Origin of the sequence: Methylacidimicrobium sp. AP8 (genome assembly GCF_903064525.1) — a bacterium.
Classification (GTDB): Bacteria; Verrucomicrobiota; Verrucomicrobiia; order Methylacidiphilales; family Methylacidiphilaceae; genus Methylacidimicrobium.
This window is the reverse complement of record NZ_LR797830.1, coordinates 360,211-376,756: the sequence shown is the minus strand read 5'-3', so window position 1 is coordinate 376,756 and position 16,546 is coordinate 360,211. Positions and strand designations below refer to the sequence as shown.

The 16,546-nt window shown below is 66.1% G+C and carries 18 protein-coding genes, 1 tRNA gene and 2 pseudogenes; 11 read left to right on the top strand and 10 right to left on the bottom strand.

Translation table 11 applies throughout. The features are described 5' to 3' along the window. Positions 1 to 80 precede the first annotated feature (80 nt). The 3 genes from MTHMO_RS01690 to MTHMO_RS01680 form a co-directional block, all read right to left on the bottom strand. On the bottom strand, positions 81 to 632 hold the full coding sequence (locus MTHMO_RS01690; protein ID WP_202213247.1) for a hypothetical protein: 552 nt from the start codon (positions 630 to 632) through the stop codon (positions 81 to 83). A 7-nt stretch (positions 633 to 639) separates the two neighbouring features. Continuing rightward, complete coding sequence (locus tag MTHMO_RS01685; RefSeq protein WP_202214799.1) at positions 640 to 1,644, bottom strand: agmatine deiminase family protein; 1,005 nt, start codon at positions 1,642 to 1,644, stop codon at positions 640 to 642. Between the two features lie 83 nt (positions 1,645 to 1,727). Next, positions 1,728 to 2,612, bottom strand: a complete 885-nt coding sequence (locus MTHMO_RS01680) for a carbon-nitrogen hydrolase (protein WP_202213246.1) — start codon at positions 2,610 to 2,612, stop codon at positions 1,728 to 1,730. A gap of 50 nt (positions 2,613 to 2,662) precedes the next feature. Here MTHMO_RS01680 and MTHMO_RS01675 point away from each other — a divergent pair, with 50 nt between their 5' ends. Then, a complete protein-coding gene (locus MTHMO_RS01675) occupies positions 2,663 to 3,358 on the top strand; it encodes a Slp family lipoprotein (RefSeq protein WP_202213245.1) in 696 nt (231 codons plus the stop codon). Here MTHMO_RS01675 and MTHMO_RS01670 read toward each other — a convergent pair. Beyond that, a complete protein-coding gene (locus MTHMO_RS01670) occupies positions 3,330 to 4,904 on the bottom strand; it encodes an NAD(P)H-hydrate dehydratase (protein WP_202213244.1) in 1,575 nt (524 codons plus the stop codon). The genes MTHMO_RS01675 and MTHMO_RS01670 overlap by 29 nt on opposite strands. Between MTHMO_RS01670 and MTHMO_RS01665 the strand changes: the two genes are divergently transcribed. Together MTHMO_RS01665 and MTHMO_RS01660 are read left to right on the top strand one after the other, a co-directional pair. Continuing rightward, positions 4,903 to 5,064, top strand: coding sequence for a hypothetical protein (locus MTHMO_RS01665; protein ID WP_202213243.1), 162 nt, complete (start codon positions 4,903 to 4,905; stop codon positions 5,062 to 5,064). The two genes, MTHMO_RS01670 and MTHMO_RS01665, sit on opposite strands and share 2 nt — an antisense overlap. Continuing rightward, positions 5,044 to 5,115 (top strand) — tRNA-His (locus tag MTHMO_RS01660). Before MTHMO_RS01665 ends, MTHMO_RS01660 begins: the two co-directional genes overlap by 21 nt. A gap of 21 nt (positions 5,116 to 5,136) precedes the next feature. On the opposite strand, the gene MTHMO_RS01655 is transcribed toward MTHMO_RS01660, so the two are convergent. Beyond that, positions 5,137 to 5,595 (bottom strand): thioesterase family protein, encoded by a 459-nt coding sequence (locus tag MTHMO_RS01655; protein WP_202213242.1) that lies wholly within the window; start codon positions 5,593 to 5,595, stop codon positions 5,137 to 5,139. A 116-nt stretch (positions 5,596 to 5,711) separates the two neighbouring features. Here MTHMO_RS01655 and MTHMO_RS01650 point away from each other — a divergent pair, with 116 nt between their 5' ends. The 5 genes and pseudogenes from MTHMO_RS01650 to MTHMO_RS10780 all read left to right on the top strand — a co-directional run. After that, a complete protein-coding gene (locus MTHMO_RS01650; protein ID WP_202213241.1) occupies positions 5,712 to 6,668 on the top strand; it encodes a YpsA SLOG family protein in 957 nt (318 codons plus the stop codon). A gap of 21 nt (positions 6,669 to 6,689) precedes the next feature. Continuing rightward, positions 6,690 to 7,826: a hypothetical protein gene (locus MTHMO_RS01645; RefSeq protein ID WP_237394697.1), complete on the top strand. Its 1,137-nt coding sequence runs from the start codon at positions 6,690 to 6,692 to the stop codon at positions 7,824 to 7,826. A gap of 17 nt (positions 7,827 to 7,843) precedes the next feature. After that, positions 7,844 to 8,536, top strand: coding sequence for a deoxyribose-phosphate aldolase (deoC, locus tag MTHMO_RS01640; protein WP_202213240.1), 693 nt, complete (start codon positions 7,844 to 7,846; stop codon positions 8,534 to 8,536). After that, positions 8,533 to 9,636 (top strand): hypothetical protein, encoded by a 1,104-nt coding sequence (locus MTHMO_RS10785; RefSeq protein ID WP_370568175.1) that lies wholly within the window; start codon positions 8,533 to 8,535, stop codon positions 9,634 to 9,636. The genes deoC and MTHMO_RS10785 overlap by 4 nt, the downstream gene beginning before the upstream one ends. Next, positions 9,588 to 10,025, top strand: a pseudogene (locus MTHMO_RS10780) (pyruvate kinase); the annotation flags it as partial. The gene MTHMO_RS10785 and the pseudogene MTHMO_RS10780, both read left to right, overlap by 49 nt. On the opposite strand, the gene MTHMO_RS01630 reads toward MTHMO_RS10780, so the two are convergent. Continuing rightward, on the bottom strand, positions 10,015 to 10,470 hold the full coding sequence (locus tag MTHMO_RS01630; protein ID WP_202213238.1) for a host attachment protein: 456 nt from the start codon (positions 10,468 to 10,470) through the stop codon (positions 10,015 to 10,017). The pseudogene MTHMO_RS10780 and the gene MTHMO_RS01630 sit on opposite strands and share 11 nt — an antisense overlap. Before the next feature lie 216 nt (positions 10,471 to 10,686). Here MTHMO_RS01630 and MTHMO_RS01625 point away from each other — a divergent pair. Then, a pseudogene (locus MTHMO_RS01625) lies at positions 10,687 to 11,690 on the top strand (zinc-dependent alcohol dehydrogenase family protein). Between the two features lie 57 nt (positions 11,691 to 11,747). After that, positions 11,748 to 11,942 carry a 30S ribosomal protein S21 gene (rpsU, locus tag MTHMO_RS01620; RefSeq protein ID WP_202213237.1) on the top strand — a complete coding sequence of 65 codons (195 nt, stop codon included), beginning with the start codon at positions 11,748 to 11,750 and terminating at the stop codon, positions 11,940 to 11,942. Here the strand turns inward: rpsU and MTHMO_RS01615 are convergent. From MTHMO_RS01615 to MTHMO_RS01600, 4 genes are all read right to left on the bottom strand, one after another. Continuing rightward, positions 11,917 to 12,831, bottom strand: a complete 915-nt coding sequence (locus MTHMO_RS01615) for a hypothetical protein (RefSeq protein WP_202213236.1) — start codon at positions 12,829 to 12,831, stop codon at positions 11,917 to 11,919. The two genes, rpsU and MTHMO_RS01615, sit on opposite strands and share 26 nt — an antisense overlap. A 102-nt stretch (positions 12,832 to 12,933) precedes the next feature. Further along, positions 12,934 to 13,995: a S1C family serine protease gene (locus tag MTHMO_RS01610; RefSeq protein ID WP_202213235.1), complete on the bottom strand. Its 1,062-nt coding sequence runs from the start codon at positions 13,993 to 13,995 to the stop codon at positions 12,934 to 12,936. Continuing rightward, entirely contained in the window at positions 13,985 to 14,509 is a 525-nt protein-coding gene (locus MTHMO_RS01605; protein WP_202213234.1) for a hypothetical protein, read from the bottom strand. Before MTHMO_RS01605 ends, MTHMO_RS01610 begins: the two co-directional genes overlap by 11 nt. A 38-nt stretch (positions 14,510 to 14,547) precedes the next feature. Next, complete coding sequence (locus tag MTHMO_RS01600) at positions 14,548 to 15,153, bottom strand: RNA polymerase sigma factor (protein WP_202213233.1); 606 nt, start codon at positions 15,151 to 15,153, stop codon at positions 14,548 to 14,550. Between MTHMO_RS01600 and MTHMO_RS01595 the strand changes: the two genes are divergently transcribed. Next, entirely contained in the window at positions 15,152 to 16,543 is a 1,392-nt protein-coding gene (locus tag MTHMO_RS01595) for a lipopolysaccharide assembly protein LapB (RefSeq protein ID WP_202213232.1), read from the top strand. The two genes, MTHMO_RS01600 and MTHMO_RS01595, sit on opposite strands and share 2 nt — an antisense overlap. Positions 16,544 to 16,546: the final 3 nt, after the last annotated feature.

Here is a 16,546-nt window from a genome sequence, read left to right as displayed (position 1 = left end):
GCCGCCTCTTTCCAGAGGCACCACTTTCCGAAGAGAGCCTCGACTTGTCAATTCTCGTTCCCTACGGGATCTCGAGCCGGCTATCCGGCTCCGAGGCCGAAGGCGAGCAATCCGGCGCCGATCCCCACGGCGGCCCAGGCGGTGATCCGCAAGGGAGCCGCATAGGACAGCGGCTCGCAGATCCGGTCCCGGAAAAGGTGGGGGAGGCTCACGAAGAGAATGCCGGCGATCACCCAAAGGTAGGCGAGGAGAACGATCGCGATCTTCCCGGGACGGTCGCTCAGGAAAGCGGCGTCGAGCAGCACGTCGGCTCCGAGCAGCAGGAGAATCGAGAGCCCGCGGACCGACGGGAAGTCGTCGAGCAGCCAGACCGAAAGCGCCCCGAGCGTCAAGCAGGCAAAAAAGAGGACGGAACGGAACCCGGAGTATTCCCCGAGGTCGATCGTGGCGCAGAGGATCGCCGCCCACGCGGTGCCGGCTCCCAGCAGGATCCGGCCGAGGGCGCGGTTTCTCGGGAAGCAGAGCAGAAAGGATCGGGCCCGGTCCGGAAAGAGGAGGGCGAGGGCCCCGGCCAGCGCGTGGAGCAGGCCGAGAGCCATGGCGGTCAGGCTCAAGGAAATGTGATAGATCATAGGCGTTTTACGCCGGCTCCTGCTGGGTGATGCAGTGCAGGCCGCCCAAGCCCCATACGAGGTCGCGGGCGGGCACGGGGATCGCCGGGCGGTCGCGCACCAGCGAGCCGAAAATCTCCCCGGCGGCGACGTCGGCGGGATCGCCGAAAGCCGGGTAGAGGAGAGCCTCGTTGGAAAAGTAGAAGTTCAGGTAGGAAGCCGGCAGCCTCGTCTCCCCCTCGTAAAGCGGCGCGGGCATCGGCAGCGGGACCACGCGCAGCCTTTCGGGACCCTTCTGCGCCTCCGCCTGCAAGCGGGCGAAGTTCTCTTCGAGAGGCGCATGGTTCGGATCCTCGGGGTCCGCGGCGCGCGCCGCGACGATGGTGGACCGATCGACGAACCGGGCGATCTCGTCGACATGCCCGTCGGTGTCGTCCCCCGCGATCTCCCCCTCGAGCCAAATCATCCGATCGGCGCCGAGATAGTCGCGCAGCGCCGCTTCCATCCGCTCCCGGGTCATGCCCGGATTGCGGATCGGATCGAGGAGGCAACGGGTGCCCACGAGAAAAAGCCCCTCGCCATTGGTGTCGATCGCCCCGCCTTCGAGGACGATCCCGGGCTCGAAGCAGCGCATCCCCAGGAACGAGGCCGCCCGCCGGGGCACCAAGTCGTCCAGGTCATAGGGCGGGTACTTCTTCCCCCAGGCGTCATAGCCCCAATCTACGATCGCCGTCTCCTTCCGGTTCTGCACGAAGAGCGGTCCGTGATCCCGGCACCAGGGCTCGTAGGCGGGGTTCTCGTAGAGGAGGACCCGGCTGCCGACCGCAATCCCCCGGGATTCAAGGAGCTCCCGGACCGACTCCCGCTGCTGCCGCGAAAAACAGTTGACCCGAACGATTTCTCCCGAGGACAGCCGCTGCACCAGATCGGCCCAAAAGGAGGCCATGATCCTCTCCTTCCCCGGGAAGCTGATCCCGTCCTCGCGCGGCCATGTGAGCCAAGTCGCGCGGTGCCGACTCCATTCGGCCGGCATCCGAAAACCGAAAGTCCGCGGAAGGGACTCCGGCCATCCCTCCCGGGGCTCGGAACGGTTCGCGTCCAGGACCTCTCTCGTACTCACCCCAGGTAGCGCGCCGCGATCCCTCCGTACGCATCCACACGGCGATCGCGAAGGAAGGGCCAGTGGATGCGCACTTCTTCAATCAAGCCCAGATCGAGGTCGGCCAGCAGGACCTCTTCCTCCGCCGAGGCTTCCGCGATCACCCGTCCCATCGGATCGGCCACGAAGCTGCGGCCCCAAAACTCGATCGCCCGCCCGCCCGGGCCTTTCTCGACCCCGACACGATTGACGGCGGCGACAAAACAGCCGTTGGCGATGGCATGGCTTCGCTGGATCGTCCTCCAGGCGTCGGCTTGCGCGGCCCCTTCGCTCTCCTTCTCGTGAGGATGCCAGCCGATCGCCGTCGGGTAGAAGAGGATCTCCGCCCCTTGCAACGCGGTCAGCCGGGCCGCCTCGGGGTACCATTGATCCCAGCAGACGAGCACGCCCAGACGCCCTGCCGAGGTGGACCAGACCCGGAAGCCGAGATCCCCGGGAGCAAAATAGTATTTTTCGTAATATCCGGGATCGTCCGGAATGTGCATTTTCCGGTAGCAGCCGAGCAGCTCCCCGGCCGCGTCAATCACCACCGCCGTGTTATGGAAGAGGCCGGGGGCGCGCCGCTCGAAAAAGGAGCCGATGACGACCGCCTCGGCCTTCCGCGCCTGATCCTGCAGGAAGCGGACGGTCGGCCCGTCGATCTCCTCCGCCCACCGGAAGGCCGCCACGCTTTCTTCCTGGCAGAAGTAGGGTGTGGCAAAGAGCTCCTGCGTGCAGATCACTTCCGCCCCCTGCTCCGCCGCTTTGCGGAAGAGCCGATCCTGCCGCCGGAGGTTGGCGTCGCGATCCGGTTCCGCCTCGGCCTGGACAAGCGCTACCCGCACTCGGTGCGGGCCCGGCATCGTTTTTCGGAGCATCTTGCGAGGGATCTCAAGGAATAGATTGCCTTCTCATGCTTGATTTTCCATGGGCCCGCCAAGCCCTTTTTTTTCACCCGAAAGCCCGATCCGCATTCTGCGCTTGGAAGGGGATGCGGGCGGTGGTTCACTCCCTTCCGGCGATGGGAACAGGGACAAAGCGGCTGGCTCTTTTCTGCCTCTGGACCCTTCCGCTTCTTCCCTTGGCCGGATGCGCGAACCTCAGCCCCATTCCCGAACCCCTGCGCAAGAAGGCCGCGGGCCAGCCCCTTCTTTCGCAGATCGCGGCCGATCCGGCCGCCTATCAGGGACGAATCGTCATCTTCGGGGGCCGGATCATCGAGAGCCACGTTTACGAGAAAGGAAGCATCGTGCTCATTTCCCAGCGGCCGCTCTCCCGGCACGACCGGCCGGCCCGCACGGCGGAATCGGGCGGCCGCATCCTCGTCGAATATCGGGGCCGCCTCGACCCGGCCGTGTACAGCCCCGGCAAGAGAATTACCGTGGCCGGGCGGGTGCTCGCCGGTCCTCCGCTCAGGCGCGGCCCGACCATCCGGATCGAAGGGATATACTTCTGCCTCTGGCCTCATGAGCCGAAGGCCGTCGAGGAGGAGCAGCAGCAGGGGCTCGCCGCCGCCGGTGCGCTCGACGAATACGGAGCGACCGAGCAATACTGGAATTCCGTCGGCTGGGAACCGACGGTCACGATGGGGACCGAGGGCTGGTGGTAGCCGCAGGCGGCCGGAAACCCTTGCCGGTCCACTCCTCCTGTTCGCACAAAGCGCGGGCCGCCGCCTCGCGAAGGCTTCGCAGAGCCGGGCCCAGTCCCTCGGCCACCTCGGTAGCCAATATCCCCTCCTCCACACCCCGACTCCGGAGGAGCAGGTCGGCGGCGCGCCCATGAAGCCAGACTCCGAGCTTGGCCGCCTCCCAGGGAGGGATTCCCTGCGCGACCAGCCCGGCCAGTACGCCCAGGAGGGTGTCTCCTGATCCCCCGGCGGCCAGACCGGGATTGCCGGTAGTGTTGTACCAGAGGGGCTCTCCCTTCCGGGCGACGAGCGTCCGGGTGCCCTTGAGGATGAGGGTCGCCGGAACCCGCTCCACAAACTCGCGCGCCGCTTCTTCTCTCTGCGCATCGGGAATCTCCCGGCCGAGAAGGCGGCGCAACTCCCCGGGGTGGGGGGTGAGGACCGCCGGAAAGCGGAATCGCTCAAAAAGCGCAGGATTTCTCGCCAGGAGGGTGAGGGCGTCGGCATCGAAGATCATCGGAGGCCCGCCCCGTTCGACCAGATCCGCGAGAAGCTCTTCGGCCGCTCGATCCAACCCAAGGCCTGGCCCGATCGCGATGACGGTCGCCCGGCTGCGGTTCGCGGAGAAGAGCTCAAGGTCCGAGATCGGGAAGACCATCGTCTCCGGCGGGCACCGGGAGGCGACGATCGGGTAAATTTCCTCCCGGACCCCGAGGTTCACCAGTCCGGCGCCGACCCGGTGAGCGGCCTGTGCGGCCAGGACGGCGGCTCCGCTGAATCCGCGGGACCCTCCGACAAGGAGGACCCGGCCGAAACGGCCCTTGTGGCAGTGGGCGCTCCGCCTCGGGAGCCAGGGCGCCAGCTCCTCGGGAACGATCGCCTGGCTCCCGGCGCCCTCCGGACGCTCCGAAAAGATCGGCACCACCTCGATCCGGCCGACGAAGCGGGAAAGTCCTTCCCGGAAGAGGAACTCCTTGCCGTAGCCGATCGTCAGCGTGAGGTCGGCTTCGACCGCCGTGGAAGCCGCATCCGCCCCTTCCCAAAGACCCGATGGGGTGTCCACGGCGACCGTTCGGAAAAACCGCCTGGCTCGCTCGCGGTTGCAAGCGGAGACGAGGTCGGCCAGAGTCCCACGGAGCTCTCCGCTCATCCCGATGCCCAATAGGGCGTCGATCACGACGTCGGCCTCCCGCCACGGAGGGGACCCTCCCGACGCAATGCGCCCCCCCTGGCGCTCCCATTCCTCCAGCTTCCGGGCACAGAGTGCCCCGAGCTTCGTCCGTTCCGCAGAGAGAAATACGGCCACCTCCCAGCCGGCTCGGGCCAGCGTCCGGGCGATGACCAGACCGTCGCCCCCGTTGTTTCCCCGCCCGATCAGGGCCAGCGCCCGCCGCTTTCCGGGAAAGGCTTCGAGAATCCGCTCGGCGCATCCTTTCCCGGCCCGCTCCATCAGCTCTTCCTGCGAGACGCCGCGCGACATCTCCCGTTCCTCGAGATCCCGGATCGCACCGGTGGAAAGGATGATCATGGTTCCTGTTGACTATCGCCGGGCGACCGCCGAGCACAAGCGGGAAACGCTCCCCACCGCCCGCCAGCCGCGACGGTCAGCCCGGGTGGATGCTTGCACCCTTCGGCGCTCTCCCCTATGGTGGCTGCAGAAGCAGACGGCGGCCGTAGCTCAATGGTAGAGCTCCAGATTGTGGTTCTGGCTGTTGCGGGTTCGAGTCCCGTCGGCCGCCCCGACACGCGCCCGGGACGCGCTATCCGGCTCCGGGCTTCGGCCGGTCCGCCGTTGCCAGGAGATGAGGGTAGGCTTCCGCCCAGGCTTCCGGCACCGCCCGGGGGCGGCCGTCGGCGAGGCGCACCGTGACGAGGGTCTGGCGGCAACGCACGAGCACGGCCGGCTCCCCTTCCCGCCGGATCGCGCTCTCGATGAAGAAACGCAACCGTTCCAGCCGGGTCAGGCGCGACTCGACGATCAGCTCCTCCCCGAGCCGCGCCGGCCGCAGATAGTCGATCTCGGTCCGCACCAGGACCGGGACCAGACCCGACCTCCCCATCTCGGCCAAGCTCCACCCGAGCCGCTCCGCCAGCTCCGAGCGCGCGACTTCGATCAGCCGGAGGTAGGCTACGTTGTGGACCACTCCCGCCGCATCGGTATCGAAATAGTAGACCTTGATGCGCGTCTCGGTCCGCGGCTCCGGGGGCAGGGCGCTCATGCGTCCTTTCTGCCATGGCTGCGGGTCGAGCGAAAGGGAGAAAGGAGACGGCGGGCCTCCCGCTTTCCCGGCAACGGCTCTGGCCAAGAGGGAAGAATTAGGATAGAAAGCCGTATATGGGCCAGGACCGCCGCTCTCCGCTCCAGAAGATCGTTTCGGGGGGGCAGACCGGCGCGGATCGCGCGGCTCTCGATTGGGCGATGGCGCACGGCATTCCGGCCGGAGGATGGTGCCCGCTGGGCCGGCGCTCCGAGGAGGGCGCGATCCCCGAGCGCTACCCGCTCCGGGAGACGCCCGGCAGCGATTACGCGGAGCGGACGCTCTGGAACGTTCGGGATAGCGACGGGACCGCGATCTTCACCCTCGATCCGGTCTTGACCGGCGGCTCCCGGCTCACCGCCGCGGAGGCCGCGCGCCTGCACAAGCCGTGGATCCACCTGCACAGCGGGACACCGCGGCCGGCGGAGGCGCTACGCACCTTCCTGGAAGAACACCGGATCGGCGTGCTCAACGTCGCCGGTTCCCGGGCCAGCCGCGAGCCGGGTGTCGGCCGATTCGTCTGGCTCACCCTGGAGGAAGCCTATTTTTCCGCTTTCCCGCCAAAGACCTCCGCGCCGGCGACGCCAGGGCCGGAAGCCGGCGAAACCCGGAAGGACACGATTGAAGTCCGAGGGCTATGGCTCGAAAGCCGGATCGGGGTCACCGAGGCGGAACGAAGCCGGCCGCAGCCCTTGCGGGTCTCGCTGCGACTCGAGGTGGGCGACCTCTCGGGAGCCGCCCGTTCGGACCGGCTCGAGGAAACCGTCGACTACGACGAGCTGGCCCGCGACATCCGGCGGCTCGCCGCCTCCCCGCCCCGCAACCTCCTGGAGCGGTTGGCCGAGGAGATCGCCGACGCCGTCCTGTGCCGATCCAAGGTGAGGAGCGTTTCGGTCGTCCTGGAAAAGTTCCCGTTTCCCCATGCCGAAGGGGTCGCCGTGTCGCTGCGGCGCGACCGGGAGGGAGGCGGGGGGAAGCCGGGACGGAAGGCGGCCGAAGTGGAGGATCTATCGCAGCCGCTCCCCCTGCGCTAAATTTCTTTGAGGAGTGGCCTCATGAAAGTCTTGGTTACAGGCATGGTGGCCGGCATGAGCGACGCCCTCTACCTGCAAAAGGTCGTCGCTCTGGGGAAGCAGAACGGAAGGGAGATCCGGATCTTCGATGCGGTGCGGGAGTTCACCAAGCAGGGAAAAAAGCCGCTGGAGCGGCTTTTGGGAACGACCGACTATGTCTTCGAGCTCACCCGCGAGCGGGAGTACGAGAAGATCGGCTACGAGATCGCCAAGCAGGGGTGCACGGACGTGATCGTGCGCCTGCCGGCGACGATCGAATGGAACCGAATCAACCGGAAGTTCAAGGATCAGAGGATTATTCGGGATTTTATCGCGCCCGACGTCGTCGTGACCTTGATCGAAGCCGAATGGGTCATCAAGAAGGAGCTCGAGTCCCTCGACCATCCCGACCGCTTCCTCCAGGCCCTCAAGGAGCGCCATCACACCATCTACGAGATTCTCTCCTGGATGAACGAGGAGGTGTCGCTTTCCGAGGATTGGGCCCGCTACATGGGAATCCCTCATTATGTTCTGGCGGTCAACGAACCCGCCGACGCGCTCTACAAGCTGGTCTGCTATCCCCGGCCCTGGGTCGTCTACGTCAGCTACTCGATGACGCATGCGGATCCGTCAATGCGGCAAGCTATCAACAGCGTGATCCAGCGGCTGCGGGAATACGCGGTCGTCATCGATCCACAAACGGTCGAGATCGCGCGGGAGTTCGACTCCCCCATCGATCGCGAAGTCATCTACGCCTACACCGTCCACCGCGACCTGCATTGGTATGTCGGAAAGGTCGATGCCGTGGTCGCGATTCATCCCTATCCGGAGCGTCCCCCGCTTTCCGCCGGCATGATGGACGAGCTCGGCCATGCCCGGGACTACATGAAGGCCCGTTACATGATCTTCCCGGGAGGCTTCTCGCCGTTCACGACCGACTCGTACGTCGAAAAGGGACACCTTTTTGAGACCGCCGACGAATTCTTCCGCTATTTGGACGAAGTCGAGAAACGGCCCAAATTCACCGAACGGCTCGAAGTGCAGGGCGAGATCGGCTTTGCGGACGGTGACGCATCCCGGGCGCAGGAGCCGTCGATGACGGGCTATCTCCCCCGGCACCGATCGGACGCGCAACCCTAATGTCCGGAAGGCCCGAAATGAAGGAGCCGACCGAGGCTCCCCAGCTCGATGAGACGGGGAAAAGGCTCGCCTCTCTGATCGACCACACGCTGCTGCGGCCCGAAGCGCGCGCGGAAGATATCGTCCGGCTCTGCCGGGAGGCCTCCCTCTACGGATTCCATGCGGTCTGCGTCCATTCGATGTGGCTCGCGGAGGCGCGTCGCCGACTCGAGAGAACCCGAGTGCGGCTTTGCACCGTGATCGATTTCCCCCACGGCGCGTCGTGCCTGCGGCTGAAGGCGCGCGCGGCCGAAATCGCCGTGCAGGAGGGAGCCGATGAGCTCGACATGGTGATCCCGCTCGGAGCGGTCAAAGGGGGGCATTGGGACGTTGTCGAAGCCCACGTCGCGGCCGTGGTGGAAGCGGCCGCCCCTCATCCGGTCAAGGCGATCCTGGAAGTCGGCGCGCTCACGGAGACCGAAATCCGCTCCGCCTGCCTTCGCGCCGCGCGCGGAGGCGCGGCTTTCCTGAAGACCTCTACCGGGTTCGGCTTCGGCGGAGCCACTCCCGAAGCCGTCGCGCTGATCCGGTCGACGGTCGGTCCGGAGATGCCGATCAAGGCTTCGGGCGGGATTCGGGACCGGGCCGCGGCGTTGCGGCTCGTCGCCGCCGGAGCGACGCGGCTGGGCACCTCCGCCAGCATCGCGATCGTGCGGCCGGAGGCCGGGTGAGTCCCGGGGAGCTGATCCAAAAGCTCGTCGAGATCGCGGACGCGATGCTCGCGCTGGAGGAGAAGTTCCGGAGCTTGATCGAGAAAGTCCACCCCCGCCACCGGGCGAGCGCGCGCAACCGGGTGCACTACCTCGCCCTCCGCCGCTTCGACTTGCGGGAGATCCAAGAGGGGCTGGCCGATCGAGGACTTTCTTCGCTCGGCCGGGCGGAAGGCTGCGTGCTGTTGACCCTTCTGGCCGTCATCCGCGCCATGGGCGCGGAGGTTCCCGCGCGGCTGCTCCGGTCGGGTCTTCCGCTCAGCCCGCTCGAAAGCGCCGGGCTCTTGGAGGCCCATACGGCCGCCCTGCTGGGACCGAAGCCCAGGGGCCGGAACTCGTCCGTCATGGTGACGATGCCGGCCGAAACCGCTCAGGATCCCGAGCTTGCCCGCCGGATCCTGGAGGCCGGCATGGACATCGCCCGCATCCACTGCGCCCACGACAGCGAATCCGTCTGGGCGCGAATGGTGGAGAATCTCCGCCGGGCGGCGCGGGAGAGGGGCAGGACGATCCGCATCCTCATGGACCTGGCGGGACCCGAAGTTGAGGACCGGCGAAATCCGCCAGGGGCCGCGTTTTTGCAGCTGGAAGCCAGAGCGAGCGACCGATTCGGACGGTTGCTGGCGCCCGCTCGGATTCCGGCTCGCGCCGGAATCGCCCGGCGGCCGCATGCCCGAGGGGATCGCAGCCGCGCTGCTTTTCCCCGAGGAATGGCTCGAGCGCCTGGCTCCCGGATGGGAGGTTCTCTTTTTTCGGTATGCGGGGAAGGCCCCGTTTCCTCCGGATCGTGGAGCGGCTCCCGGACGGCCTCCTTGCCGAAGCGGACCAAGGAGGCACGGTATCGGAAGAGACGGCTTTCTCTCCCTTCGATCCGGCGCCCCGGCCGGAGCATCCCGCCCCGCGGGCTGCCTTTCCCCAGGCGCTCGGCGATGCCGGCTCATTCCTGCTGCTCCAGAGCGGTAGCCGGGTCCGGCTGGTGCCGCCAGGTTTTCGCGCCGGCCCGAAGAATCCGCTCCCGGCGATCCTGCTCACCGCCATGGAGAGCCCGTCGGTGGGGGTGATGATCGCCCGAGGGGATCTGGCGGTCGAATGCGGCTACGAGCGGCTGGCGGAGGTCCAGGAGGAAATCCTTTGGGTCGCGGAAGCCGCCCATCTTCCCGTAATCCGGGCTACTCAGGTCTTGGAAACTCTTGCGACGATCGGGCTCCCTTCCCGGGCGAAAGTCACCGACGCGGCCATGGCGGAGCGTTCGGAATGCGTGATTCTGAACAAAGGGCCTCACATCGAAGAGACGCTCCGCTTCCTGCACGATGTCCTGCAAAGGATGGAAGCGCATCAGACCAAGAAGCGATCGATGCTCCGCCGTCTGCGCCTGGCCGATCTTTTCGAGCCAGGCGGCAGCCGTCGTCCCGCCCGGCGCCGGAGCGGCCCCGGCGGCTCTACCCGATGAACCGGGCGAGCACCTGGTCCTTGTCGAGCTTCGTCAAGTCGCCGGGAATCGTCTTCACCAGCTTCCCCCGGACCGCGGGGGAGAGCCTCTCCAGGAGCCTGGGGAGCAGCTCGGCGCCGACGGCCAAGCCCCAGCGCTTGACCTGGCCGCCCTCCCGCTCCAGGAGCGCTTCGATCTCCCGGGCGAGCTGGCAGAGGAGCCGCTTGCGGATTTCCAACTCCAGGTTGTTCAGCTCTCCGGCAGGGCGCCCGAGGACGACTTTTCCGGTTCGGACCGAATAGCGCCCGGGCACATCGGTTTCCATGTCCGTCAATTTCTTGTGCGCGTCCGGAAGGACCCGGTCTTCCAGGAGCTGGATATGAGTCTTTCCGGAGAGTTCGTCCGTCGACACCCGGTAAGCCTTCAGGTGTCCCAAGTCCGCCGTGATCAAGGTGTCTATCTGCATGAGATCTTCCGACCAGCCCGATTGTCGCTTTTGTTGCTCCCAGGCTCCAGGCCGGTTCTCCCGAACCGGCTTTCGAGCTGATTCGCGAAGCGTAGGGGCTCGCTTGCGCGTTCGTCAAGACTCCAGGAGGGGATCCGGTTGACGGCGCGGGGCCGGCGGGATAGTCTGGGTGTTTTCAACCGCGCGAACGCGGAAAAGGAAATCTTTCTTCGATCGATGAAAGCCATGGTGTGGCCCGGACCGGGCAAGCCTCTGGTGGAGAGCGAGCTGCCGACGCCCGAACCCCGCGAGGGGGAGATCCTCGTCCGCGTGCTGGCCTGCGGCGTCTGCCGGACTGATCTCCACGTCATCGATGGAGAGCTCCCGAAGCCGAAATTGCCGCTCGTTCCCGGCCATGAGATCGTAGGGGTGGTCGTCCGCTCCGGCCCGGGGGCGCACCGATTTTCGGTGGGTGATCGCGTCGGAATTCCTTGGCTGGGCAGGACCTGCGGGTCCTGCCGTTTCTGCCGCAGCGGGCGCGAAAATCTCTGCGAGCATCCGGAATTCACCGGTTACACCCGGGACGGCGGGTACGCCGAATACGTGTCGGCCGACGAGCGTTTCGCTTTTCCTCTGCCCGAGGGATACTCCGACGGAGAAGCGGCCCCTCTTCTCTGCGCCGGGCTCATCGGGTACCGATCCTACCGGAAGGCGCAGTCGGCCAAGAGGCTGGGGTTCTACGATTCGGCGCAGCCGCGCATCTGTTGGTCCAGCTCGCCGTCGCCCAAGGGAAAGAGGTCTACGCCTTCAGCCGCCCGGGCGACGTCGCGGCGCAGTCCTTGGCTCGCGACCTAGGCGCGGTCTGGACAGGCGCCTCCACCGACTCTCCGCCCGACCTTCTTGAGGCGGCCATCCTCTTCGCGCCTGTCGGCGATCTGGTTCCGGCCGCCCTGCGGGCCGTCGATCGCGGGGGGAAAGTCATCTGCGCAGGGATCCACATGAGCGATATTCCCTCCTTTCCCTACCGCCTGCTTTGGGAAGAAAGGGAGATCGTGTCGGTAGCCAACCTGACGCGGCAGGACGGCGAAGAATTCTTTTCCTTAGCAGGAGAGATCCATTTTCGTACTCACTTCCGCTCGTATCCGCTCGCGCACGCGAACGAGGCGCTAAGCGCCCTGCGCGAAGGCCGTGTCACGGGTGCAGCCGTGTTGTTCCCCGATACGGAAGCCGAGGAAAACTAATTTTCGGGAAAAAGAGGCGCGATTTCCCGTAACGGCAACAAAGGAAACTGGAGGCTAATGACCGAAGTCCGAGTGAAGAAAGGGGAGTCGATCGACAAGGCTCTCCGACGGCTCAAACGCAAGCTCGACCGCGAAGGAACCCTACGCGAAGCGCGCGCGCGGCGTGCCTTCGAAAAACCTTCCGATCGCCGCCGAAGGAAGGCGAAGGAAGCCCGGCTGAAGATGTCTACCTTTCACCTTGGCGGCCGCTGACCGGCCCGCGGTCCGGGCTCGCCTCGGCTGTCACCGGCGTTTTGTCCAGGAAGATGCCGATTTCCAACCGGCGCCCGGAATATCCCTGGTTGTCCGCGCTACCGCTCTCCGCGACGGGCACGGCCCCGCGGCAGGAGGCCACGACTTGACCGGCCGGCAGGTGCTCGACCTCGACCAAGGCCTTGGCCACGGCCGCCGAACGCAGGGAGCAAGCTTCCCAGTTGCCTGCGGCGTTCTTGCGGGCGCCGGGGACCGCCGGCGCAGAATCGGCGAACGCCACGATCCGCACTTCCGCCGATCCCAGGATCGGCTGCAGGCCGGCCGCGACTTCATGGAGAAGCGCCTCGCCGGGAGCTCCGATCTTGGGGCCGGCTCCCGGAAAGAGCACACGCGAGTCGAGGGCGATGACAACCCCCCTTTCTTGCGGGAGGATCGAGGCTTCCTTGGCGGAGATCCGGGCGGCCAACGCCTTGTCGAGCCGTTCCTCCAGGGCGCGAAGCTCCAGGGTTTGCGAAGGGGTTAACGCTTCGCCCTTCTCTTCGACCTTCTGCCCGGCTCCGTTCGCCGCCGGGGCCTGGCTCAAGAGGTCCTGCTGGAGCCGCAAGAGGGTGCCCGTTTGGCTGAGCTCGGTTTGCAGCTGATCGACGACCGCGCGCATCTTCTGGTTTTCTCTCCGGAGAAGCTCCGAGTCTCCCTGCAAGGCCCGCGCTTCGCGATCGCGAACCGTGAAGAGACGATAAAAGTGGAAGGTTCCGATCCCGAGAAAGACGGAAACGCTGACCCAAAAAAGGAGTCCCCCGATCCCGCCGTACGGCACCACCGTCGGTCGCGTCCGGGGCGGCGGGTCGGCCGGAATCACCACAGGGTTTTGGCTCTCTCTGTCCGCCATCGCAACGATCCGCCTAGGCGGCCTCGCGCACGGCCTCTCTCCTCCGACCGGCGTAATCCGCCCCTTTCGCCTCCCGGATAGCCGGAGTGCTCGCAGAGCACGCTAATTGGCACCGCCTCCCGTTTTCTCCGCCGATCCCGCCGATGGAGGTGCAGTCGGCGAGGCTTCGGCCGTCGCCGGGGACGAGCCCGGCGCTCCTCCCGGATTGTCCGCCGGCCGGTCACCCACCAGCAGAGAAAAGCGCTCGATTTTCCCGTTTCGCGAGACGGCGATGACCATCGGACGGCCTACCGGAGCGTAAAAAGAGGCGTCCACCACGTCCGACAGATGATGGACCGGCTTGCCGTTGATCTGCTCCAGCCGGTCTCCTTCCTGCAGCCCGCTGGCTCTCGCCGCCGAGTTGGGGAAAAGCCGGGTGATGGCGACAAAGCTCTCCCCCCGGTCCCCTCCGACCCGAGATACCCCGATTCCGGCCCATGCATACCGCACACGCCCGTACCGGCGCAAGTCGGCGACCACGCGCTTCACAGCCCGTACCGGCAGCGCGTAGGCCCACCTTCCCTCGTTGACGACCATCGTGGCCACTCCGATCACGCGGCCCTGAAGATCGAGCAGGGGGGCTCCTAGCTCCCCCGGGCTGATGGTCATATCGACGCGGATATGGGAGACACAAAAGAGGCGGTCCTGGAACTGCCGGTCCGAGCCCAAAACCAGTCCGACGATCGGCGAAGCGGAGAGGTTAAAGGGATAGCCCACTCCTACGACGAAGGATCCCGCCTCGGGCTCCGTGTCCCCGGCAACCCGGAGAAATGGGGTCGGCCCGTTCGACGGCGTCCGCAAAAGGGCCAAACCGGTCCGGCTGTCCTGCCCGAGGAGAACCGCGGGTAGAACCCCTCTTTCCGACTCCACGCGGATCTCCTGTCCCGGGGATACCAGTTCGGAAACCGTCGCGACCGTGCCGTTCGCATCGATGAAGAACCCGCTGCAGACCGCATCCGTCGATTCGTGCCGGACCCGCACGCGTACGACCGCATGCCTGGCGGTGCGGAAAATTCGACCGACGTCCGATGCCAGCGACGATACCGACTCCTGTCCTGCCAGGCAGGAACCTGCACCCGACAAGGAAAGGAGAACGGCTGCGCAGAGGGAGTGGTTAAAAGTCAACGCTGGCTTCATACCGGACGGGGAGCACACTCACGAACGATCGTCCTCCATTCTCCGGGTCTTTCGCCTTAGTTGCCATTTCCTCCCTGACTCCCGAGCCCCTTGCCGGCGCGACTAGGGACCGCCTGCTCTCTTCCTTCACCTTCGCGAGCAGGGCCGGGCTCGCGTCGGCGAGGCTCGCCGCTGAAGAGGCTTCGACCGCCTGGGAACGGGCGAGGGACTGCTCCCCGGCGCGGTCATGTTGCAGCAGGAAGCCCGCGCCCGCGGTGAGCAGGATCGCTGGCAACGCGAACCGAACGAGCAGCGGGCGCAACCCCGGGGAGAAAGGAGCGAGCAGGTCCCCTAGCCGTTCCCACCAGCTAGGCTGTTGCACAAGATCTTGATGCAGCCTGCGATGCACCTGCCCCAGCATTTCCTCGAAATACTCGGGCGTCGCCCTCTCCGCCAGTCTACGGCTGAAAAAAAACCGCAACTGCTCGTTCAATTTCGTTTCATTCTCTTGCTGCCCGTTCATCGTTGACCTCAAACTTTGCTCCGCTCTCAACTCCGACGTCAAACATAATTACGCAGCGATTCTCGCAAACGTTTATGGGCGTAAAAGAGCCGAGAGCGAACGGTTCCTTCGCTGCACCCCACGATCTTGGCGATTTCCGCATGGCTCAACCCTTCGATATCAAAGAGGGTGACCACCGCGCGATGGGCCTCGCTCAACTGAGAGAGCGCCCGCTCGATCTCCTGGTGCAGCTCCTGAAGCTCCATCTTGCGCAGCGCCTCCTTTCCCGCCGGCTCGTCCACGAAGGCCTCCGGCATCTTCTCTTCGTCATCCGCCTGGCTCCCGGCCCCGCCGGCCTGCCGGAAGCGGGCGGTCTTTCTCCGGTAGCTGATCGCGGCGTTGATCGCGATCCGATAAATCCAGGTATAGAAGGATGCTCCGATCCGAAACCGGCCGATATTGCGATATGCCTTCACAAGTGTTTCCATGAGAACGTCATTCGTGTCCTCATGATGCAGCAGGACCCCATAGATCACCCGATAGAGCCGGGCTTGATACCTCTTGACAAGCTGATCGAACGCGCCAAGATCCCCATTCTGCAGGGACAGGACTAGTTCGCGGTCCGTCGGCTCCCGTATCGGGTTGTTCGGCGTGGGTTTTTCCATGCAAGATCAGAAAGAGGTTGACGCAGCTAGCTTAGCCGCGCCGAATCGAGAATCAACGCCTTCCTTCGCCTCGTCCCCCGCCTCGATCGCACCGACGACGCCCACCTCGGAGCCGGTTGCAGCAGCCAAGGCCATCGACGCAGCCGCTCTGCGGGCCGCGGCCAGGCGATTGCCCCTCCTTCTGGCGGCGCGCCGGCCGGATCTATCTCTTCCCCCGCCTCCGCCGACCTCCTCCCCTTCCGGATCCCTTCTCGGCCTGCGCCCCGCACCGGTTGCCGGCGCTTCTGCTTCCCCGCCGGCACCCCCAGAAGAGGAGCCGACCGAGGTCTCCCCGCTTCCGGAGCCGCGCGGCTCGACTGCCCCGCAGCGCCCGCCGCCATCCCCGAAGCCGGCAGCCTCCAAGATCTACTCCTGGTCCCTCCGTTTTGCCGCCCTCGTGGTAGGCCTCCAAGGGATCGCCCTTCTCTCGGTTTTTTGGTTCCGCCACCGGATCAAGGGAGACACGCAGGCTCCCGCTCTGATGCCCGCCTCCGCGGCCGGGTCTACGGCACAAGACTCGCCGATCCCGTCGCTTTTAGCCCCGCGGGCACCCCTTCCGTCGACCCATGATGACGGCCACTCCCTCTCGCTGCTCCTCGATCCGCGCCCTACAGGCGGGCGCCTGGCCCCTCCCGCCCTGACCAACGGCGAACGAGTGGCCGCCCTGCTCCAGGAAGCCAAACGCTTCCGGAACGAGGGTGACCGGGATCTGGCCCGCGCCGCCCTCTCGCGCGCCGAAGAGCTCGATCCGCAAAACCCCGCCGTCTTAGAACAACAAGGCGAGCTCGCAGAGGAGCAGAAGAATGTTTCCCGGGCGACCGAATACTGGAGCCGGATCGTTTCGTTAGGCCCCGCCGTGGCGGGCGCATCCTACGAGAAGGCGCGGATCCGCTTGGAAGCGGAGGCCCAGGCGGCGGGGATCGACGCCAGCGAGGCGGCATTTCTCCATCGGGCCAAGACCCCCTTGCAGCTTCTCGGAGTCGAACGGCGGAGCGGGAGCGGGAGTCCGTTCGGCCAGGAGCTGATCTTCCGCTTCCGTATCGCCGCGAGCCCCCGGTCGAAAATCGCACTGGATCAGATCAGCTACCAGTTTTACGCCTACGATCAGATCGACGCGGGCATCATCGTGCCGACGAATGCGCGGCTGACGGTCGGCTTCGAAAACGCCTTTCCGCGCTGGGGAGCCAACGGGGTCGAGGTTCTCCGCGTGACCTATCGCCTCGATCATCCCGTTCCGCACCAGCGCTTCTACGGCTATGTCTTCCGCCTCTTCTACAGCGGGCTGCTGCAGGATCAGCGGGCCGACCCGCCCGAGCTGCTCGTCCGCCTGCCTACAGCCAGAAGGAACTAAGCG